General features: G+C 71.8%; 16 protein-coding genes and 1 tRNA gene. 10 read left to right on the forward strand and 7 right to left on the reverse strand.

The window, feature by feature from the left end:
• Positions 1-13: 13 nt before the first annotated feature.
• On the reverse strand, positions 14-3526 hold the full coding sequence (gene mfd / locus GT358_RS08860) for a transcription-repair coupling factor (RefSeq protein WP_166582252.1): 3513 nt from the start codon (positions 3524-3526) through the stop codon (positions 14-16).
• Positions 3527-3573: 47 nt separating this feature from the next.
• The gene (locus GT358_RS08865; protein ID WP_166582253.1) at positions 3574-4104 is read right to left on the reverse strand and encodes a component of SufBCD complex; all 531 of its coding nucleotides are present in this window, start codon (positions 4102-4104) and stop codon (positions 3574-3576) included.
• A gap of 142 nt (positions 4105-4246) precedes the next feature.
• Here GT358_RS08865 and hemB point away from each other — a divergent pair, with 142 nt between their 5' ends.
• The 3 genes from hemB to GT358_RS08880 all read left to right on the forward strand — a co-directional run bounded on the left by hemB (position 4247) and on the right by GT358_RS08880 (position 8404).
• Entirely contained in the window at positions 4247-5236 is a 990-nt protein-coding gene (gene hemB / locus GT358_RS08870; RefSeq protein WP_166582254.1) for a porphobilinogen synthase, read from the forward strand.
• Positions 5237-5341: 105 nt separating this feature from the next.
• The gene (locus GT358_RS08875) at positions 5342-5899 is read left to right on the forward strand and encodes a YSC84-related protein (protein ID WP_166582255.1); all 558 of its coding nucleotides are present in this window, start codon (positions 5342-5344) and stop codon (positions 5897-5899) included.
• A 90-nt stretch (positions 5900-5989) separates the two neighbouring features.
• Positions 5990-8404: an FAD-dependent oxidoreductase gene (locus GT358_RS08880; protein ID WP_166582256.1), complete on the forward strand. Its 2415-nt coding sequence runs from the start codon at positions 5990-5992 to the stop codon at positions 8402-8404.
• A gap of 231 nt (positions 8405-8635) precedes the next feature.
• Here the strand turns inward: GT358_RS08880 and GT358_RS08885 are convergent, their stop codons facing one another.
• Positions 8636-10090, reverse strand: a complete 1455-nt coding sequence (locus GT358_RS08885) for a Hint domain-containing protein (RefSeq protein ID WP_243730798.1) — start codon at positions 10088-10090, stop codon at positions 8636-8638.
• A gap of 545 nt (positions 10091-10635) precedes the next feature.
• Here GT358_RS08885 and GT358_RS08890 point away from each other — a divergent pair.
• Both GT358_RS08890 and GT358_RS08895 read left to right on the forward strand, forming a co-directional pair.
• Positions 10636-11991: a TrkH family potassium uptake protein gene (locus tag GT358_RS08890; RefSeq protein ID WP_208103430.1), complete on the forward strand. Its 1356-nt coding sequence runs from the start codon at positions 10636-10638 to the stop codon at positions 11989-11991.
• The gene (locus tag GT358_RS08895) at positions 11984-12655 is read left to right on the forward strand and encodes a TrkA family potassium uptake protein (protein ID WP_208103431.1); all 672 of its coding nucleotides are present in this window, start codon (positions 11984-11986) and stop codon (positions 12653-12655) included. Before GT358_RS08890 ends, GT358_RS08895 begins: the two co-directional genes overlap by 8 nt.
• 4 nt (positions 12656-12659) lie before the next feature.
• On the opposite strand, the gene GT358_RS08900 is transcribed toward GT358_RS08895, so the two are convergent.
• A complete protein-coding gene (locus GT358_RS08900; RefSeq protein ID WP_166582259.1) occupies positions 12660-12860 on the reverse strand; it encodes a heavy-metal-associated domain-containing protein in 201 nt (66 codons plus the stop codon).
• A gap of 129 nt (positions 12861-12989) precedes the next feature.
• Between GT358_RS08900 and GT358_RS08905 the strand changes: the two genes are divergently transcribed.
• A complete protein-coding gene (locus GT358_RS08905) occupies positions 12990-15452 on the forward strand; it encodes a heavy metal translocating P-type ATPase (RefSeq protein ID WP_166582260.1) in 2463 nt (820 codons plus the stop codon).
• Between the two features lie 8 nt (positions 15453-15460).
• Positions 15461-15865, forward strand: coding sequence for a Cu(I)-responsive transcriptional regulator (gene cueR / locus GT358_RS08910; protein WP_208103446.1), 405 nt, complete (start codon positions 15461-15463; stop codon positions 15863-15865).
• A gap of 2 nt (positions 15866-15867) precedes the next feature.
• On the opposite strand, the gene GT358_RS08915 is transcribed toward cueR, so the two are convergent.
• Together GT358_RS08915 and GT358_RS08920 are read right to left on the reverse strand one after the other, a co-directional pair.
• Positions 15868-15953: transfer RNA gene (locus GT358_RS08915), tRNA-Leu, on the reverse strand.
• 47 nt (positions 15954-16000) lie between these two features.
• Positions 16001-16864, reverse strand: a complete 864-nt coding sequence (locus tag GT358_RS08920; protein ID WP_166582262.1) for a neutral zinc metallopeptidase — start codon at positions 16862-16864, stop codon at positions 16001-16003.
• A 147-nt stretch (positions 16865-17011) separates the two neighbouring features.
• On the opposite strand from GT358_RS08920, the gene GT358_RS08925 reads away from it, so the two are divergent.
• Positions 17012-17476 (forward strand): disulfide bond formation protein B, encoded by a 465-nt coding sequence (locus GT358_RS08925; protein WP_166582263.1) that lies wholly within the window; start codon positions 17012-17014, stop codon positions 17474-17476.
• On the opposite strand, the gene GT358_RS08930 is transcribed toward GT358_RS08925, so the two are convergent.
• Positions 17473-17910 (reverse strand): Lrp/AsnC family transcriptional regulator, encoded by a 438-nt coding sequence (locus GT358_RS08930; protein WP_166582264.1) that lies wholly within the window; start codon positions 17908-17910, stop codon positions 17473-17475. The two genes, GT358_RS08925 and GT358_RS08930, sit on opposite strands and share 4 nt — an antisense overlap.
• 86 nt (positions 17911-17996) lie before the next feature.
• Here GT358_RS08930 and rocF point away from each other — a divergent pair, with 86 nt between their 5' ends.
• Positions 17997-18920, forward strand: coding sequence for an arginase (gene rocF, locus GT358_RS08935; protein ID WP_166582265.1), 924 nt, complete (start codon positions 17997-17999; stop codon positions 18918-18920).
• Positions 18917-19993 (forward strand): ornithine cyclodeaminase, encoded by a 1077-nt coding sequence (locus tag GT358_RS08940; RefSeq protein ID WP_166582266.1) that lies wholly within the window; start codon positions 18917-18919, stop codon positions 19991-19993. Before rocF ends, GT358_RS08940 begins: the two co-directional genes overlap by 4 nt.
• Positions 19994-20001 lie beyond the last annotated feature (8 nt).

The following is a 20001-nucleotide window of genomic DNA, read 5'->3' on the forward strand; positions in this document are numbered from 1 at the left end:
CGCAATCGCACCCTCAGCGCCGGATGCGCCTGTCGCCGCCGATCCCGGCATCGGCGGTCTCGGGCGCACGCGACGCCTGCAGCGCCTTCTCGGCCAGATCCCGGACGATGCCGAATGCGGCCCTGATCCGCTCGGCTTCGGTCTTCCAGTCGCCCAGAACGATCAGCTTGTTGTCCTTGATCCGCGCCCTGCCCTCCTGCGCCTGAAGATACTCGACCAGACCGGCCGGATTGGCAAAGCGATCCTGATGGAACTGCACCGTGGCGCCCTTGGGCCCTGCATCGAGCTTGGCCACACCGGCGCGCCGGCACGCGGCCTTGATCCGCACCACCAGCAGGAGCGTGTTCACCTCTCGCGGGAGGGGGCCGAAGCGGTCGATCAGTTCGGCCGCGAAACCCTCCAGCTCCACCTTGGTAGAGAGCGCACCCAGGCGACGATAGAGGCCCAGCCGCACGTCGAGGTCGGGCACATACTCCTCCGGGATCAGCACCGGCACCCCGAGGTTGATCTGCGGCGCCCACTGGTCGCCCGTCTCGACCATCTCGCCGCGGCCGGCGCGCAGGCGGTCGATCTCGTCCTCCAGCATCTGCTGGTAGAGCTCGAACCCCACCTCGCGGATCTGGCCCGACTGCTCTTCGCCCAGAAGGTTGCCCGCCCCCCGGATATCGAGGTCCTGCGAGGCGAGCTGGAACCCGGCCCCGAGCGAGTCGATCGAGCCCAACACCTTGAGCCGCCGCTCGGCCTGCGGCGTCAGGCGCTGGCGCGGGCGGGTGGTCAGATAGGCATAGGCGCGCGTCTTGGAGCGGCCCACCCTGCCCCGGATCTGGTAGAGCTGCGCCAGCCCGAACGCGTCCGCCCGCCAGACCACCAGCGTGTTGGCCGTCGGGATGTCGAGGCCCGATTCCACGATCGTCGTGGCCAGCAGCACGTCGAACTTTCCGTCGTAGAAGGCGTTCATCCGGTCGTCGAGTTCGCCTGCCGCCATCTGGCCGTGGGCCACGACGACGCTGACCTCCGGCACCTCGCGGCGCAGCCACTCCTCCATGTCGGGCAGGTCGGCGATGCGGGGGACCACGAAGAAGCTCTGGCCGCCGCGGTAATGCTCGCGCAGCAGGGCCTCGCGGATGGTGACGGTATCGAACTCAGAGACATAGGTGCGGATGGCCAGCCGGTCGATGGGCGGCGTCGCGATCACCGACAGGTCGCGCACGCCCGACAGCGACATCTGCAGCGTGCGCGGGATTGGCGTCGCCGTCAGCGTCAGCACGTGGATGTCCGAACGCATCTCCTTGAGCCGCTCCTTGTGGGCGACGCCGAAATGCTGCTCCTCGTCGATCACGAGAAGGCCGAGATTGGCGAAGCGCACCCCCTTGGCCAGCACCGCGTGGGTCCCCACCACGATGTCCACGGTTCCCTTGGCGAGACCCTCGCGCGTCTGCGCCGCCTCGCGCGCGGACACGAAGCGGGACAGGGCGCGCACCTCGATCGGAAAGCCGCGGAGCCGCTCGGCAAAGGTCTTGAAGTGCTGCCGCGCGAGAAGCGTCGTGGGTGCAACCACGGCGACCTGCACGCCGGACATGGCGGCGACAAAGGCCGCGCGGATCGCCACCTCGGTCTTGCCGAACCCCACGTCGCCGCAGACGAGCCGGTCCATCGGCTGGCCCGAGGCCATGTCGGTCAGGACGTCCTCGATGGCCTGAAGCTGGTCGTCCGTCTCGGCATAGGGGAAGCGCGCGAGGAACTGGTCCCACATTCCCTCGGGCGGGTCGAGCTCGGGCGCCTTGCGCAGCGCGCGCTCGGCCGCGGTGCGGATCAGCCGCTCGGCGGCGAGGCGGATGCGCTCCTTGAGGCGGGCCTTGCGCGCCTGCCAGGCCCCTGCCCCCAGCTTGTCGAGCAGGCCCTCCTCGTGGCCGAAGCGGCTGAGCAGCTCGATGTTCTCGACCGGAAGGCCGAGGCGCTGGTTGTCGGCATATTCGAGGATGAGGTACTCGTGCGGCGGCCCCTCGCCGCGCGCGCCGGGCTGGGCGATGCGCACCGTCTCGAGGCCCAAGAACCGCCCCACCCCGTGATCGACGTGCACGACGAGGTCGCCGGGGCTGAGGCTCTGAGCCTCGGTCAGGAAGTTCTCGGCCCGGCGGCGCTTGCGCGTCTGGCGGATCAGGCGGTCGCCGAGAACGTCCTGCTCGGCGATCACCGTCAGGCCCTCGGCCTCGAACCCCTGTTCGAGCGGCCAGACGGCGACGTGGATGCCGTGGCGGCCCACGCGGGAGAAGTCGGGAACCGGGATCGCCTCGCCCGCGCCCTCCTCCTCGAGGAGGTGGGTCAGCCTCTCGCGCGAGCCCTCGGAATAGGCTGCCAGCACGACCGGCCCGTGCTCCAGCCGCGCGCGGACATGGGCTGCGAGCGCCCCGAAGAGCGAGGCCCCCTCGGCCTGCCGCTCGGGCGCGAAGTTGCGGCCGATCCGCCCCCCTGCATCGATCACGCCCGGCCCCGAAGGCTGGGGCAAGGGATGGAAGCGCAGCACCCGCCGGTCGCCCAGCGCGGCGGTCCAGCCCGCCTCGTCGAGATAGAGCAGGCCGGGCGGCGCGGGCTTGTAGACCGAATCGAGCCGTCCGCGCTCGCGCAGGGCGGCGCGGCGCGCCTCGTAGGCGTCCTGGACGGCGGACCAGCGCGCCTCTCGCGCGGCGTCGGTCTGGTCGTCGAGCGTCACCGTGGCGCCGGGAAGGTAGTCGAACAGCGTCTCCAACCGGTCGTGGAAGAAGGGCAGCCAGTGCTCCATTCCCGCATGCTTGCGCCCCGAGCTGACCGCCTCGTAGAGGGGGTCGTCCGTACCGGCGGCGCCGAACTCGGCGCGATAGGCCTGGCGGAAGCGGGCGATGGCCTCGTCGTCGAGGATGACCTCGGAGACCGGGGCCAGCTCGACGGCCGAGAGCTTCTCGGTCGTGCGCTGGGTGGCGGGGTCGAAGCGGCGGGCGCCGTCCAGCGTGTCGCCGAAGAAGTCGAGCCGCACCGGCGCCTCGTGGCCGGGGGGCCAGACGTCGATCAGCCCGCCGCGCACGGCGTAGTCGCCGGGCTCGGTCACGGTAGGGCTCTGGCTGAAGCCCATGCGCGACAGGAAGGCGCGCAGGGCCCCCTCGTCCACCCGGTCTCCGACACGCGCGCTGAACGCGGCCTCGCGCAGCAGCCCGCGCGCGGGAACGCGCTGCGTGGCGGCGTTGAGCGTCGTCAGCACCACGAGCCGGTCTGGCACCCCGTGCGCCAGCGCCGCGAGCGTCGCCATCCGCGCGGCGGCGATCTCGGGGTTGGGAGAGGCGCGGTCATAGGGCAGCGTGTCCCAGGCGGGGAAGGCCAGCACCGGCACCGACGGGTCGAAGAAGGCCAGCGCCGCGCGCATCGCCGCCAGCCGGCGATCGTCGCGCGCGACATGGACCACCGGCCGACCCGACCGGGCCGCCTCCTGGAGCACGAGGCGCGCGTCGAACCCCTCGGGCGCGCCGCCGACGGTGATGAACCGGGGAGAAGCCATGCGGCTGCACCTACCGCGCCGCAGGGCGCTGTCAACGGCCCGGAGCGTCAGCGCCAGATCCCGTAGACCGCCACGAGGTTCTGATACATGCCGTACATGGCGGTCACGAAGATGGAGATCATGCCGATCACCTGCACCCAGAAGCGGTGACGCGACAGCCGCCGCATCATCGCCTCGCCCTGCGGGGCCTCGACGGCAATGCGGTGGGCGGCCGAAAGGCTCATCGCCCCGACCAGGGTGATGGGCAGCGCGATGAGCACCACCGCCTGCGCGAGTTCGATCCGGTACCAGAAGGCCAGGATCGCCAGCGACGTCAGCACGAAGGCCGCGAACCCGGCGAGGAGCAGTCCGGCCGTCCGCGCGATGTAGAGGATGCGGTCCACGTTGATGCGGACAAGCGTTTCCAGATCCGCCAGCGCCTCTCCCCCGTGGCGGCGGGCCCGCTGGATCATGTCGAAGGGCACCCCCAGCACCCAATGGCTCGCCGAGGACCAGATGACGGCCAGCATGATCCAGAACCAGAGGTTCGAGAACGACCGGAAATCGATGACCTCGAACACCGTTCGCGTGAAGCTCACCGCCGATCCGCCCTGCGCTGTCCCCGTTTCGTTCCGTCAACCTAGCCTCTCCCGCGGCGGTTGCCCAGCCTTGAGGCCGTCGCGTTTCCGTGCGACGGCACCGGTCTGTGGCCGGTGCGCGCCGGTCCTGCGGAGAGCGCCCATGACCCCTGCCCCCTTTCCCCTTTTCCGGGCCCGCCGTCTGCGTCGCAGCCCTGCCCTGCGCGCCCTGGTCCGCGAGTCGAGCCTGTCGCCGGCGGACCTGATCTGGCCGATCTTTCTCACCGCAGGCGAGGACGGCGAGCCCGTGGCCTCCATGCCGGGGGTGCATCGCCGGAGCATCGCCGGGGCGGTGGAGGCGGCGCGCGAGGCGCGCGGGCTCGGGATTCCCGCCCTCTGCCTCTTTCCCTATACCGCGATGGCAGAACGGACGGCCGATTGTGCAGCCGCCTGGTCGCCCGAGAACCTGCCCAACCGGGCCATCCGCGAGATCAAGGACGCCGTGCCGGAGATTGCCGTCATGACGGACATCGCGCTCGATCCCTACAACATCGACGGGCACGACGGCTTCCTGCGCGGGGGCAGCGTGGCCAATGACGAGACGGTGGAGGCGCTGGTCCGCATGGCGCTCGCGCAGGCCGAGGCGGGCGCCGACATCCTCGGGCCCTCCGACATGATGGACGGCCGCATCGGCGCCATCCGCCGCGCGCTCGAGGCCGAAGGCCACAGGGACGTGACGATCCTGAGCTATGCGGCGAAATACGCCTCGGCCTTCTACGGGCCGTTCCGCGACGCGGTGGGCGCTTCGGCCGCCCTGCGGGGGGACAAGGCCACCTACCAGATGGACCCCGCCAACGGCGACGAGGCGCTGCGCATGGTCGCCCGCGACCTGTCGGAGGGGGCGGACATGGTCATGGTCAAGCCGGGCATGCCCTATCTCGACATCTGCCGGCGCGTGAAGGAGGCGTTCGGCGTTCCCACCTTTGCCTACCAGGTGTCGGGGGAATACGCGATGCTGCGCGCGGCCGCGGCCCATGGCTGGCTGGACGGCGAACGCACGATGCTCGAGAGCCTGATCGCGTTCCGCCGGGCCGGCTGCGACGGGGTGCTCACCTATTTCGCCCCCGAGGCGGCGCGGCTGCTCTCCGGCTGAAGCACGCCGACCGTTCCACCGGAGGCGTGACAAGGGAGACGGTCCTGCCCTATGATCCGGCCAGAAGGGCCGGCAACAAGGCCTTGTCGTGATCGGGCGGTGACCATGACCAATCTCTCCAGACGCGCCATGCTGGGCGCCGCTGTCGGCGCGCTCGCGCTGGCCGGTTGCGCCAATCCCATCGGGTCCGGCGGTGCCGCGACCATCGACGCGCGGGTGGATGCGGCGCTGAACTTCCTCCACAGCAACTATCCCGGCACGCGCGACCTGAGCGACCGGGCGGCGGGCGTGCTGGTCATGCCGCTCATCACCGAGGCCGGGCTGGGCCTGGGGGGGGCATACGGAACCGGCGCACTGCGGGTCGGCGGAACGACCGTGGACTACTACGCCGCCACCGCGGCCTCGGCCGGCCTCCAGATCGGGGCGCAGCAATACAGTCACGCCCTCTACTTCATGACGCCCGAGGCGCTGATGGAATTCCGCACCTCGCCCGGCTGGGCAGCGGGCGCCAACCTGCAATACGCGATCAACGACCGGGGCGAGGTGCTGCGCGCGGACACGACCACCTCGCTCTCGCCCGTGATCGCCGTGGTCTTTGCCCAGTCGGGGCTGCGACTCGGGGCGACGCTCGAAGGCACCAAGTACACGCGCATCATTCCCTGACGCCGGAACCGACGCAACCTGTCGCTCCGTGGCAAGTCTCCCCTGCCCCGTCACCGGTAGAGGGGGCGGAAACAGGCGCAGGGGAATGCGATGAAGACCACCACCCGCGTGGCCGTGATCGGGGGCGGCGTCGTCGGCTGCTCGGTCCTCTACCATCTGACCAAGCTCGGCTGGTCGGACGTGATGCTTCTGGAGCGATCCGAGCTGACCTCGGGCTCGACCTGGCATGCGGCGGGGGGGTTCCACACGCTGAACGGCGACACCAACATGGCCGCGCTGCAGGGCTACACGATCCGCCTCTACCGCGAGCTGGAGGCGATGACGGGGCTGAGCTGCGGTCTGCACCATGTGGGGGGCCTCACGCTCGCCGACAGTCCCGAGCGGCTCGACATGCTGAAGGCCGAGCGGGCCAAGCATCGCTACATGGGCCTCGAGACCGAGATCCTGACGCCGGCGGAGGTGCGCGAGCGCACCGACGGCCTGGTCGAGACGGACGGGTTGCTGGGCGCGCTGTGGGACCCGCTGGACGGGCACCTGGACCCGTCGGGCACCACCCACGCCTATGCCCGGGCCGCGCGGATGGGTGGCGCGGAGATCGTGCTGCACAACCGCGTCACGGGCCTGAAGCCGCGCGCGGACGGCACCTGGACGGTGGAGACCGAGAAGGGCCCGATCCACGCCGAGCACGTGGTCAACGCCGCGGGCCTGTGGGCGCGCGAGGTCTTCGCCATGGCGGGCGTCTACGGGCCGCTTTTGCCCATGGCGCACCAGTACCTGGTCACCGACGACGTGCCGGAGATCGTGGCCCTTCTCGAATCGGGGCGCGAGTTTCCGCACGTGATGGACCCCGGCGGCGAGTCCTACCTGCGGCAGGAGGGGCGCGGGCTCTGCATCGGCTTCTACGAGCAGCCCTGCGAGCCCTGGGCCGTGGACGGCACGCCGTGGGAGTTCGGGCACGAGCTGCTCAACGAGCAGTGGGAGAAGATCGAGGATTCGGTGGCCTTTGCCTATCGCCGCTTTCCGGTGCTGGAGCGCGCCGGCGTCAAGCGCGTGATCCACGGGCCCTTCACCTTTGCCCCGGACGGCAACCCCCTGATCGGGCCGGTGCCGGGGATGCGCAACCTGTGGTCGGCCTGCGCCGTCATGGCGGGCTTCAGCCAGGGCGGCGGCATGGGCCTGGCGCTCGCGCAGTGGATGGTGGAGGGCGAGGTCGAGCGCGACCCGCGAGGCTTCGACATCGCGCGCTTCGGCAGCTGGACCACGCCGGGCTACACCGTGCCCAAGGTGATCGAGAACTACCGGATGCGGTTCTCCGTCGCCTACCCCAACGAGGAGCGCCCCGCGGCGCGGCCCTTCCGCACCTCGCCCATGTACGACCTGTTCGACGGGATGGGGGCCGTCTGGGGGCAGCAATACGGGCTGGAGGTGGTCAACTACTTTGCCCGGCCCGGCGAGAAGCGCGTCGAGACGCCGAGCTTCCGGCGCTCGGACGCCTGGGAGGCGGTGGCCGCGGAGGTGCGGGCCGTCCGCGAGGGCGTGGGCATCAACGAGCTGTCGAACTTCGGCAAGTACCGCGTGACCGGGCCGCGGGCGCGCGACTGGCTGGACCGGCTGCTGGCCGGGACGATCCCGCCCGAGGGGCGCGTCGCGCTCAACCCGATGCTGGCGCCCTCGGGGCGGATCTGGGGGGATTTCACCGTCTCGGGCCTGGGGCCGGAGTCGTTCATGCTGACGGCGAGCTACGGCGCGCAGGGCTGGCACATGCGCTGGTTCGAGGCCCGCGCCGAGGAGGGGGTGCGGGTCGAGAACGTCTCCGACACGCTGACGGGCTTCCAGATCGCGGGGCCGCGCGCGGCCGAGCTGCTGGCGCGGGTCGTCCGCGACCCCGTGCCGCTGCGTTTCATGGAGTGCCGGCGGATGGTGGTCGGCATGGCCGATTGCCTGGTCCAGCGATTGAGCTACACGGCCGATCTGGGCTTCGAGATCTTCTGCGACGCGATGAGCCAACGCCACCTGTGGCACGTCCTGCGGGAGGCGGGCGAGGAGTTCGGGCTGCGCCCCTTCGGGATGCGGGCGATGATGTCGCTGCGGCTGGACAAGTGGTTCGGCTCCTGGGGGCGCGAGTTCTCGCCCGACTACAGCCCGGGGGAGACGGGGCTGGACCGCTTCGTGCGGCTGGGCAAGGACGCGCGGTTCGTGGGCCGGGAGGCGGCGCTGGCCGAGCGCGAGCGGGGGCCGGCAAGGCGGCTGGCGTCCTTCGTGGTGGACGCGGCCGATGCCGATGTCGTGGGCTGGGAGCCGATCTGGCTGGAGGGGCGCGTCGTGGGGTTCTGCACCTCGGGCGGGTTCTCGCACTGGACGGGGCAGAGCGCGGCGATGGGGTTCCTGCCCGCCGACCGGGTGGAGGACGGCCTGCCCGTCGAGATCGAGATCCTGGGCGAGCGGCGGCCGGCGCGGGTGCATCTGGCGCCGCTCTGGGACGACGGGGGACGGATGCGCGCCTGACCGGGCGCGCGCGCCCCTCGCCCGGAGGGGCGAGGCGGCGGGGGCGATCTGGCGGTCGGGGGGCATGGGGACTCCTGCTTGCGGGCAGGGCCACCATGGGGCGGACAGGTTAACAGGCCGTTACAGCACCGCGCGGTGAGGGGCAGGTCTGCGCAACATCTTGACAGGGGGCGGGAGGTCCGAATCGGAGGGTGGCCCGCGCGCGCCCCCGGGCGCACGGGCCGGGGCGCCTCAGCGCACCAGAAGCTGCGCCTCGTGACGGCGGAGCGACCGGCGGGCGGCGGTGTAGCCTTCGATGCCTTCCGGGGTCTTGAGTTCGGGGAACAGCTCGAACAGTTCGCTGCGCTGCGCGTTGCCGATGCCCTTGAGGCTCCAGTCGCCGGGCTGGAAGCTCTCGGTCCAGGCGCCGTCGGAGAGCACCACCTCGTGCCGGTCGAACATGAAGTGGATATAGGTCACGGACATCGCGTCCACCGCATGGATGCCGGGGCTGCCCACGAGGTGCTTGGCCGCGGCGAGAACCTCGGACTCCTCGAAATAGAGCTGGGTCCGGTCGTTGGACACGAGAATCCGGTGGTTCGGCGACACCAGCATGTCCCGTTCGGGCAGACCGCGCCCCAGGGCGCCCGCGCGGATCAGGATGGGGCGCAGATGCGGCGCCGCCACGAGGCTGCGGCCCGGCATCTCCTTGCGGCCGACCCAGCGGATCTCCTGGATGCCGTTGTCGCGGGTGATGACCCGATCGCCCACGCGCAGCTCCTCCACGGGGCGCTCGCCGCGGGGGGTGGCGATCAGGGTGCCGGGGGTGAAGCAGGGGATGACCTTCTCGATCTCGTGGAAGGTCATCGTGCCGCCGTCCCGGAAATGCACGATGCCGCTCTCGGGGTCGTCGGGGTTGTACTCGATCCGCACCACGCCGCTGCCGCGCAGGTCCAGCGTGTCGAAGTCGTCGCCGTCCGATCCGCCGTCCACATGGCTGCCGGGGGTGCCGCCGACGAACAGGTCGCGATCGGCGCCGCCCGAAAGGATGTTGCGGCCCGAGCCGCCGAAGATCGTGTCGTTGCCGGTGCCGCCGAAGATCACGTCGTCGCCGTCGCCGCCGAACAGCGTGTCGTCCCCGGCCCCGCCGTCGATCACGTCGTCGCCGTCGCCGCCCTTGACCGTGTCGTTGCCAGCGCCGCCGAACAGCACGTCGTTGTCGGCGCCGCCGAAGATCGTGTCTTCGCCCTTGCCGCCATAGATGACGTCGTTGCCCGCCTCGCCGAACAGCGTGTCGTTCCCGGCCCCGCCGAAGATCGTGTCGTCGCTGTCGGCGCTGTCGCCGCCCGCCTCGGGCTGGCGCGGATCGGCGCCGCCATAGATCAGGTCGTCGCCGCGCCCGCCATAGAGCAGGTCCTGTCCGGTCCCGCCGAACAGCGTGTCGTTGCCGTCCTCGCCCAGGAGGGTGTCGTTGCCGGCCTCGCCCGAGAGGTCGTCATCCCCGGCGCCACCGTCCACGAGATCGTTGCCCCGCCCGGCGAGAACGCGGTCGTCGCCGCGGAAGGCCAGGATGATGTCGTCCTTGGGACCGGCGCCGGGCCGGGCAAACCCGTCGTCCACGCGGTCGCCCTCGGGATCACCGGCGTAGTCGAGATCGATCAGATCGTCGCCGTCCGTGCCCTCAACGGTCCCATCAAGCTTGCTCATCGTCGTGATCCCGCTCCCATCAGGACGCCGCGGGAGCCTCTCCGCGCAGCGCCGCCATTCCATGCTCGGACGGGAGGCGGCCGAACCGCCCCGCCACCGGACCCTTCGGGACGGCTGCCCGTCCCAGGCCGCCCCCGCGGCCGGTCGCCCCCCAGTCGGACTTGGCCCCAAGCAATAGGGGCAAAGCTGTGGCGCAGAAAGCGAAAAATGTCTGGATCGGGGCGGGATACGGGTGCGAATGAGGCCGAAATGGGGCCGCGATCGCGCCGAAGCAGGAGCGATTTCCACCTCATTGAGAAGGCGGACGAAACGGATTCATTCTCTGGTTGTAGGGTACGCGTGATTGTTGCTGCCGCGGAAATGACACCTGCCATTCGGGACAGGTCCCCTGCGCGCCCATCTCGCGCCTGCCGCCCGCCCCGCCGCGGAACCAATCCGCGCGTGCGCGCCGGCATTGGTTCCGATGCAACGCCGGCCGCCGAATCGCGGCCCGTTCGCGAAGCGGCTGGCCTGCGGCGCGCGGCGCCCGTAGCACTCGGGACGGCATGATGCAGTCCGATGAGACGGTGCGAGGGCCGCTCTGGCTCCACCCCGCCCGCGCGGTTCCGCTGGCCTTCGTGCTGGCGATCCTCGCAGGGACGGCCGTGCTGTCGCTTCCGGCGGCGACGGCCGAGGGGGTGCGTGCGCCGCTGGTGACGGCGCTGTTCACCGCCACCTCGGCCATCTGCGTGACGGGCCTCGTGGTGGTGGACACGGGCAGCTACTGGTCTCCGTTCGGACAGGCGGCCATCCTGCTGATGTTCCAGCTTGGCGGACTGGGGATCATGGCGGGGGCAACGCTGCTCGGCCTGCTGGTCAGCCGGCGGCTGCCGCTGTCGCGGCGGCTGCTGGTCAAGGAGGAGACCAAGAGCCTCCGGCTGTCGGACGTGCGGGCGGTGGTCCTGCTGGTCCTGGTGGTGACGCTGGCGGCGCAGACGATGGTGGCGGCGATCCTCGTGCCGCGGCTGCGCTTCGCCCATGGCGAAAGCTGGGGCGAGGCGCTGTGGAACGGCGTCTTCCATGCGGTGTCGGCCTTCAACAATGCCGGCTTCTCCACCTATTCCGACAGCCTGATGCGGTTTGCGCTCGATCCGGTCATCCTGGTTCCCGTGATGGCGGCCGTGATCCTGGGCGGGATCGGGTTTCCGGTCCTTCACGAGCTGCGCGAACGCTGGCGCGAGCCTGTGCGCTGGTCGGTCCATGCCAAGATCACGCTGCTGGGCTCGGCCCTGCTGCTGATCCTGGGCTTCGGCGCGATCCTGGCCACCGAATGGACCAATCCGTTCACGCTGGGCGATCTGCCCCCCGGTGCGCGCGCGCTCAACGCGATGGTCCATTCGGTGATGACACGCTCGGGCGGGTTCAACACGGTGGACACCTTCGCCCTGCGCGCCGAGAGCCTGCTCGTCAGCGACATGCTGATGTTCGTGGGCGCAGGCAGCGCCGGCACGGGCGGAGGCATCAAGATCACCACCTTCTTCCTGCTGGGCTTCGTCGTCTGGGCCGAGATCCGGGGAGAGCCCGAGACCTCGGCCTTCGGCCGCCGGATCGGGACGGGGGCGCAGCGGCAGGCGCTGGCAGTGGCCTTCATGGCCGTGCTGCTGGTCGGGTTCGGCACGCTCGCCCTTCTGGCGCTGACACCCTACTCGCTCGACCGGGTGCTGTTCGAGGTCATCTCGGCCGCCGCGACGGTGGGCCTGTCCACCGGCATCACCCCGCATCTGCCACCATCGGGGCAGGTGATCCTCGTCGTCCTGATGTATACGGGGCGGGTGGGAACGATCACCGTGGCCACCGCCCTGGCGCTCCGGGCCAGCGCGCTGCGCTACCGCTATCCGGAGGAGCGACCGATTGTTGGGTAGGTTCTACGGCCCCCGCGGGGACAGCGTCCTCGTCATCGGGCTGGGACGGTTCGGGGGCGCGGTCGCGGAATCGCTCGCCCGGCTCGGCCACGAGGTGCTGGCGGTGGACGAGAGCGCCTCGCTGGTGCAGGCCTGGAGCGACCGGCTGCCGCATGTCGTGCAGGCCGATTGCAGCACCACCGATACGCTGCGCCAGATCGGGGCGCAGGACTTCCCCCACGCGGTGGTGGGCATCGGCACGGATATCGAATCGAGCGTGCTGACGACTCTGGCGCTGAGCGAGCTGGGGGTCCCCGACATCTGGGCCAAGGCCATCAACCCCAATCACGGCCGCATCCTCGAGCGGACGGGTGCCCATCACGTCGTCTTTCCCGAAGCCGCCATGGGCGAGCGCGTCGCGCATCTGGTGACGGGCAAGATGATGGACTTCATCGAGTTCGATGACGGATTCGCCATCGTCAAGACGCGCGCTCCGCGCGAGGCGGTGGGCCGGAGCCTCGCCGAGTCGGCGCTGCGCACGCGGTTCGGCATCACCATCGTGGGCGTCAAGCGGCCCGGCGTCGATTTCGACTATGCCCGGCCCGAGACGGTGATCCGCGAGGGCGACCTGCTCATCGTGTCCGGGCCGACGCGGCAGGTCGAACGGTTCGCCGCGCTGAGCTGAGCGCCTAGTCCTGCGGCCGGGCGGGATAGCCCGCCTGCTCGAGCGCGCGCAGGATCGGCCCGGCCGCCGCCGCCCCGTCGATGCGCAGTTCGCGCCGGGGGGCATCGGCCTCCACCCGCGCGGCCGGATCGACGGCGGCGATGGCTGCCGTGATGCGGCGGATGCAGGCGGCGCAGGTCATGGCGGGGACGGTGAGGCGGATCATGGCGGACATTCCGGGGCGGCTGGCCTCCCGACGTGCATCCGTCCCGCTGCGGCGTCAAGGCCGGGCCCCTTGACCTTCCCACCGTGGGAAGCCCTACCTGAGGGGGGCCGATCGTCGCAAGGACCTGCCATGGCCACCCGTTCGCCCGAAACCACTCTGTCGATCCCCGTGGAGGGGATGTCCTGCGCCTCCTGCACGGGTCATGTGGAGGCCGCGCTGCGGGCCCTTCCCGGCGTGCGGGAGGCAAGCGCCAACCTCGCCACCGGGCGGGCCGAGATCCGTGCCGAGGGGCCGATCCCGGCCGAGGCGGTCGCGGCGGCGCTGGAGCGGGCCGGCTATGCGGTCCCGGCCGAGGCGGTGGAGATCGCCGTCGAGGGGATGTCCTGCGCCTCCTGCACGGGTCATGTGGAGGCCGCGCTGCGGGCCCTTCCCGGCGTGCGGGAGGCAAGCGCGAACCTCGTGACCGGGCGAGTGCGGGTCGTGCGGCTGCCCGGGACGGCGGACGCGCCGGCGCTGGAGCAGGCGATCCGCGCGGCGGGATACGAGCCGCGCGCGCTCGTCCCGGAAGGGGCAGCACCGACGGAGGGCGCCGAGGAGAGGGCGCTGCGGCGGGATGCGCTGGTCGCGGCCGTGCTGACCGCGCCCCTCTTCCTGCTGGAGATGGGCGGCCACCTGGTTCCGGCGCTCCACCACTGGGTCGAGGCGACGATCGGGATGCGGACCTCCTGGTGGGTCCAGATGGGCCTGGCGGGAGCGGTGATGGCCGGGCCGGGGCGACGCTTCTACCGGCGCGGCCTGCCCGCGCTGTGGCGGGGCGCGCCGGACATGAACGCGCTCGTGGCGCTGGGGACGTTGGCGGCCTGGGGCTATTCGGCCGTCGCCACGGTGGCGCCGGACCTGCTGCCCCCCGGTTCGCGGCACGTCTATTTCGAGGCGGCGGCGGTGATCGTGACGCTGGTTCTGGCTGGGCGCTGGCTCGAGGCGCGGGCGCGGGGGCGCACATCCGGGGCCATCCGGGCTCTTCTGGACCTCAGTCCGTCGATGGCCCGGCGGCGCCGGGCGGGCCGCGTGGAGGAAGTGCCGACCAGCGCGCTGCAGGTGGGCGACCTCATCGAGCTGCGCCCCGGCGAGCGCGTCGCCACCGACGGAGAGGTGGTCGAGGGGGCGTCCTTTGTGGACGAATCGATGCTGACCGGAGAGCCGATCCCCGTCGAGAAGCGACCCGGCGACCCCGTCACGGGCGGGACGGTCAACGGCACCGGCACGCTGGTGTTCCGCGCGACGGCGGTGGGGGCGGAGACGGCGCTGGCGCGGATCGTCGCCACCGTGGAGGCGGCGCAGGCGGCCAAGCTGCCTGTCCAGGCGCTGGTGGACCGGGTGACGCGGCGCTTCGTTCCGGCGGTGATGGCGGTCGCGGCGCTGACCTTCGCGGCCTGGCTGATCTGGGGGCCCCAGCCCGCGCTGACGCTCGCGCTCGTCAACGCGGTGGCGGTGCTCATCATCGCCTGCCCCTGTGCGATGGGTCTGGCCACGCCGGTCTCGGTCATGGTGGCCACGGGGCGGGCGGCGGAGGGGGGCATCCTGTTCCGCCGGGGGGACGCGCTGCAGGCGCTGCGCGATGTCGATGCCGTGCTGCTCGACAAGACGGGGACGCTGACGGAGGGGCGCCCCGTGCTGACCGACCTGATCCCCGCGGCCGGCCGGACGGCGGAGGAGCTGTTGCGCCTGGCTGCCGCAGCGGAGGCGCGCTCCGAGCATCCGGTCGCCGCGGCCATCCTGGCCGCCGCGCGGGAGCGGGGCCTCGAGATCCCCGAGGCGGAGGAGGCGGAGGCGGTGCCGGGCTTCGGCCTGGGGGCCCGGGTCGAGGGGCGCCGGGTGGAGATCGGCGCGGCGCGGCACATGGCGCGGCTGGGGGTGGACACGGAGCGCCTGTCGGCCGAGGCCGACCGCCTCGCCCGCGAGGGCCGCACGCCGCTGTTCCTGGCCGTGGACGGCGAGGCGGCGGCGCTTTTCGGCGTGGCGGACCCGGTGCGGGAGGGCAGCGCCGAGGCGGTGGCCGCGCTGCGGCGGATGGGGTTGCGCGTCGTCATGGTGACGGGCGACGCGCGCGGCACGGCCCATGCGGTCGCGCGCGCTGTCGGCCTCGACGAGGTGGTGGCGGAGGTCACGCCCGAGGGCAAGGTGCAGGCCGTGGCGCGCCTGCATGCGGAGGGGCTGCGCGTGGCCTTTGTCGGCGACGGGATCAACGACGCCCCCGCTCTGGCCGAGGCCGATGTGGGCGTGGCGATCGGGACGGGCACGGACGTGGCGGTGGAAGCGGCCGAGGTCGTGCTGATGGGCAGCGACCTGCGCGCCGTTCCCCGGGCCGTGGCGCTGTCGCGCGCGGCGCTGCGCAACATCCGGCAGAACCTGTTCTGGGCCTTCGCCTACAACACCGCGCTCATCCCGGTCGCGGCGGGCCTGCTCTGGCCGGTCTGGGGCGTGCTGCTGTCGCCGGCGCTCGCGGCAGGCGCCATGGCGCTCTCGAGCCTCTTCGTGCTCGGCAACGCGCTGCGCCTGCGGACGCTGCCCCTGCCGGAGGGGGTGCGGTGAGCCGGCCGCTGACCATCGGCGAGGCCGCCCGGGCGAGCGGCGTGAGCGCCAAGATGATCCGCCACTACGAGGCCCTGGGCCTGCTGCCCCCTGCCCCGCGCCGGCCGAGCGGCTATCGCGAATACGACGAGGCCGACCTGCACCGGCTGCGGTTCATCCGCCGCGCGCGCGATCTGGGCTTCACGCTGGACGGCATCGCGGATCTGCTCGCGCTCTGGGACGACCGGACGCGGGCGAGCGCGGATGTCAAGGCGCTGGCGCTGGCCCATGTGGCGGAGCTGCGCCGCCGGGCCGAGGCCATCGCAGGCATGATCGCCACCCTGGAGCGGCTGGCTGCGACCTGCCACGGCGACGACAGGCCCGACTGCCCCATCCTCGAGGACCTGGCCGCGGGGCGGCCGCCGCCGCGCTGAGATGGTGCCGGTGGAGAGATTCGAACTCTCATGCCCTTGCGGGCGACGGATTTTGAATCCGCTGCGTCTGCCGTTCCGCCACACCGGCCCGGCCCTCTCCCTAGCGGGGCGGGCCGGGGGCGTCAAACGCGGCCCTCAGAGGGTGCGGGCGCGGAACGTGTCGCAGGCGGCGATGTCGCCCGCCTCGTAGCCGCGCCAGAACCAGCGCTGGCGCTGCTCGCTGGTGCCGTGGGTGAAGGTTTCGGGCCGGACGACCCCGCCGCCCTGGCGCTGGAGCGCGTCGTCGCCGATGCGGGCGGCGGCGTTCATCGCCTCCTCGACGTCGCCGGGCTCGAGGATGCCCCAGCGGGCATCGGCGTGATGCGCCCAGATGCCGGCGAAGCAGTCGGCCTGCAGCTCGACCCGGACGGCGGCGCTGTCGGCGCCCTGCTGGCGGCCGCGGCGCGATTCGGCGAGGATGCCGAGCTCGTCCTGGACGTAGTGGCCGACCTCGTGGGCGACGACATAGGCGGCCGCAAAGTCCCCGCCCGCCCCCAGACGGCGCTCCATGACGGCGAAGAACTCGGTGTCGAGATACACGCGCCGGTCGGCGGGGCAGTAGAACGGACCCGTCTGGAGCGAGGCCGCCCCGCAGGCCGAGCGCGTGGCGCCGCGGAACAGCACAAGCGTCACGGGTTCGTATGGCAGGCCCAGATCCTGGCGGAAGATGTCGGCCCAGACCTCCTCGGTGTCGGCCAGCGTGACGGAGACCATCTGCGCGAGGCGCTCGTCCTCCGCGCTGATGGGGGCGGCAGGACCGGTGCGCCCGGCGCTGCCGTCGTCGAGGAGCGGCGTCAGGTCCACGCCGAGGAACATCCCCACAAGAACGATGGCGAGCAGGCCCAGCCCCCCGGCCCCGCCCACGGCAATGCCCCTCCCGCCGCCGATCCGGCCGCCGCCCCCGCCCATGCGGCGCCGGTCCTCGATGTTGCTGCTGCCGCGCCGTCCCTGCCACCGCATTGCCGTGCTCCCCTTCTTCCATCCGGCAGATGCGCGCTCAACGCCGTGAGTCGCCCGGGAGGTTCCCGTTCGGGGTCTTGTGCCGGCCGCGCGGCTCGGGTCTTGTCGGCCAGCCACTGGTGGCGAGCATAGGGGGAGAACCGGACCGTGCCGCGCGGGTTTCTGATCCTTCTGGCGGCAGGCGGTTCGCTGGGCCTGCTGGCCGGGGCCTGGTACTGGCAGGCCATGGGCTATCCGCCCTGCCCCATGTGCTGGTGGCAGCGCTATCCGCATGTCGTGGCCGTGGCCCTGGGGCTTGTCGCGGCGCTGACCTCGGGGCCGGTCGTGCCGCTGCTGGGTGCGCTGGCCGCGGCGACCAGCGCGGGGCTGGGCGTGCTGCATACCGGGGTGGAGCGCGGCTGGTGGACGGTGCAGACCGCCTGCACCGGCGGGGGTCTCGGCAATCTCAGCGGGGCGGACCTCCTGTCGCTCGAGGGCGACCGGGCCGTCCTGTGCGATCAGGTGACCTGGGAATGGCTGGGGCTGTCCATGGCCTCGTGGAACGCGATCCTGTCGCTGGGGCTGGTCCTCGTCTGGCTGGCCGCGGCACGGACCCCGCGCCGGAGCGGCTAGACCCCCCGGCGAAGCGGCCGGCGCGAGGACAGCAGAAGATGCGTCTCGCTGCGGGCCACACCCTCGATTCGGCGGATGGCGAACAGCGCCTCGTCGAATGCCTCAAGGCTTTCGGCGGAAACCTCCACGATCAGGTCCCACGGGCCGTTGGTGGTATGGAAGGCCCCCACCTCGGGGATGCCCCCGAGGCGCGCCATGACCCGGTCGGTCCAGCGGCCCTCGATGGCCAGCATCATCAGACCGCGCACGGGGGCCTGCGCCACGTCCGCCCGCGTCAGGACGGTAAAGCCCGCCACCTCGCCCCGCTCGATCAGCCGGCGCAGGCGCGCCCGGACGGTCGTCCGCGTCACCCCCAGCGCATGCGCCAGATCGGACAGGCTGGCCCGACCGTCCCGGCGCAGTTCTGCGATGAGACGGCTGTCCAGATCGTCCATGCTGCGTGCCCGATTCGGTCAATCCGGTCCCGTATCGCACATCAAGGCGTCTTTTGTCCTCCGCCCGGCGGCGGCAGATCGCGGGCATGGACCGTCACACCATCATCCTGCTCGGCGCCCCCGTGGACAGCGGCAAGCGCCGCCGCGGCTGCCTCATGGGACCGGACGCCTACCGGGTCGCCGGCCTGCGGGAGGCGTTCGAATCGCTCGGCCACCGCGTGGTGGACCGGGGCAACCTGCAACCCGACCCGGCCGAGGCCGGAGACCATCCGCGCCTGCATGGTCTCTCGGAGACGGTGGGCTGGACGGCCGCCCTGCTGCGCGAGGGGCAGCGGGCCGCCGCGGAGGGGATGCCCGTCTTTCTCGGCGGCGATCATGCGCTGTCCATGGGATCGGTCGGCGCCATGGCGGCCCATGCCGCCCGGCTGGGCCGGCCGCTGTTCCTGCTGTGGCTCGATGCCCATGCGGACTTCCACACGCCCGAGACGACGGAGACGGGTCACCTGCACGGGGTGTCGGTCGGCTATCTGGCCGGGCTGCCCGGCTTCGGGGCCTTTCCCCCCATGCCGGCGCCGATCCCGCCCCGGCGCATCGGCCTGATCGGGCTGCGATCCGTCGATCCGGCGGAGCGGACGGCCCTGGAGAGGACGGAGGCGCTGATCGCCGACATGCGCCATATCGACGAGCACGGAATCCGCGCGCCCCTCGCGGCCTTCCTCGCGCGGGTGGAGGAGGAGGGCGGGCTTCTCCACGTGAGCCTGGACGTCGATTTTCTCGACCCCGCCATCGCGCCGGGGGTGGTGACCACCTCGCCCGGCGGGGCGACGCTGCGCGAGGCGCATCTGTGCATGGAGATGCTGTGCGACTCGGGCCTTGTCACCTCGCTGGACCTCGTGGAGCTGAACCCCTTCCTCGACGAGCGCGGACGGACCGCGGGGGTGATGGTGGACCTCGCTGCCTCGCTGATGGGGCGGCGCATCTTCGACAGACCGACACGGAGCCTTGCATGAACGCCCTTCCCGACCCCGCGCTGCGCGTGCCCGCGCCGTCCGCCCGCGCGCTGGTGCCCTTTGTCAGCGTGGCCGACATGATGCGGCTGGTCCATCGCGTGGGGCTGGCGCCGATGCTGCGCGACCTCGCGGACCGGATCGAGGACAGCTTCCGCCGCTGGGAGAGCTTCGAGAAGCGCGAGCGCATCCCGGCCCATTCGGCCGAGGGCGTGATCGAACTGATGCCGACCACGGACGGCGAGGTGTACGGCTTCAAGTACGTCAACGGCCATCCGCGCAACATGCGCGCGGGGCTGCAGACGGTGACGGCGTTCGGGCTGCTTGCGGACATGCACACGGGCTATCCGGTGCTGCTGTCGGAGATGACGCTGCTGACGGCCCTGCGCACGGCGGCCATGTCGGCGCTGGCCGCGCGGCACCTCGCGCCCGAGGGCTCGCGCGTGATGGCGGTGATCGGCAACGGGGCGCAGTCCGAGTTCCAGGCCGTCGCCTTCCGCGAGATCGTGGGGATCGAGGAGGTGCGGCTGTGGGACATCGACCCCGCCGCGACGGAGAAATGCGCGCGCAACCTGCACGGCAGCGGGCTGCGCGTCGTGCCCTGCGCCACGGCCGAGGAGGCGATCCTGGGCGCGCAGGTCATCACCACGGCGACGGCCGACAAGCGGCTGGCCACGATCCTGTCGGACAACATGGTGGGGCCCGGCGTGCACCTGAACGCGGTGGGCGGCGACAGCCCCGGCAAGACCGAGCTGGCGCGCGAGATCCTGCTTCGCGCCGACATCTTCGTGGAATATCCGCCCCAGACGCGCATCGAGGGCGAGATCCAGCAACTGGACCCCGACCATCCCGTGACCGAGCTGTGGGAGGTGATCGCGGGGCGCAGGCCGGGCCGCCGGGGACGCGACGCGATCACGCTGTTCGATTCCGTGGGCTTTGCCATCGAGGACTTCGCCGCGCTGGTCTATGTGCGCGAGAAGGCACGCGAGACGGGGCTGTTCCAGGAGCTGGACCTGATCGCGGACCCGGACGATCCGCGCGACCTCTACGGGATGCTGATGCGCGCGGCGCCCTGAGAGCGGCG

Origin of the sequence: Rubellimicrobium sp. CFH 75288 (assembly GCF_009904055.1) — a bacterium.
Taxonomy (GTDB): domain Bacteria; phylum Pseudomonadota; class Alphaproteobacteria; order Rhodobacterales; family Rhodobacteraceae; genus Rubellimicrobium.

Bases quoted from the DNA above. Each gene is read 5' to 3' on its own strand.
- GT358_RS08880 (WP_166582256.1), top strand. From the start codon at position 5,990: ATGAAGACCACCACCCGCGTGGCCGTGATCGGGGGCGGCGTCGTCGGC.
- mfd (WP_166582252.1), bottom strand. From the start codon at position 3,526: ATGGCTTCTCCCCGGTTCATCACCGTCGGCGGCGCGCCCGAGGGGTTC.
- GT358_RS08940 (WP_166582266.1), top strand. From the start codon at position 18,917: ATGAACGCCCTTCCCGACCCCGCGCTGCGCGTGCCCGCGCCGTCCGCC.
- GT358_RS08875 (WP_166582255.1), top strand. From the start codon at position 5,342: ATGACCAATCTCTCCAGACGCGCCATGCTGGGCGCCGCTGTCGGCGCG.
- GT358_RS08930 (WP_166582264.1), bottom strand. From the start codon at position 17,910: ATGGACGATCTGGACAGCCGTCTCATCGCAGAACTGCGCCGGGACGGT.
- GT358_RS08900 (WP_166582259.1), bottom strand. From the start codon at position 12,860: ATGATCCGCCTCACCGTCCCCGCCATGACCTGCGCCGCCTGCATCCGC.
- GT358_RS08920 (WP_166582262.1), bottom strand. From the start codon at position 16,864: ATGCGGTGGCAGGGACGGCGCGGCAGCAGCAACATCGAGGACCGGCGC.
- GT358_RS08905 (WP_166582260.1), top strand. From the start codon at position 12,990: ATGGCCACCCGTTCGCCCGAAACCACTCTGTCGATCCCCGTGGAGGGG.
- hemB (WP_166582254.1), top strand. From the start codon at position 4,247: ATGACCCCTGCCCCCTTTCCCCTTTTCCGGGCCCGCCGTCTGCGTCGC.
- GT358_RS08885 (WP_243730798.1), bottom strand. From the start codon at position 10,090: ATGAGCAAGCTTGATGGGACCGTTGAGGGCACGGACGGCGACGATCTG.
- GT358_RS08890 (WP_208103430.1), top strand. From the start codon at position 10,636: ATGATGCAGTCCGATGAGACGGTGCGAGGGCCGCTCTGGCTCCACCCC.
- rocF (WP_166582265.1), top strand. From the start codon at position 17,997: ATGGACCGTCACACCATCATCCTGCTCGGCGCCCCCGTGGACAGCGGC.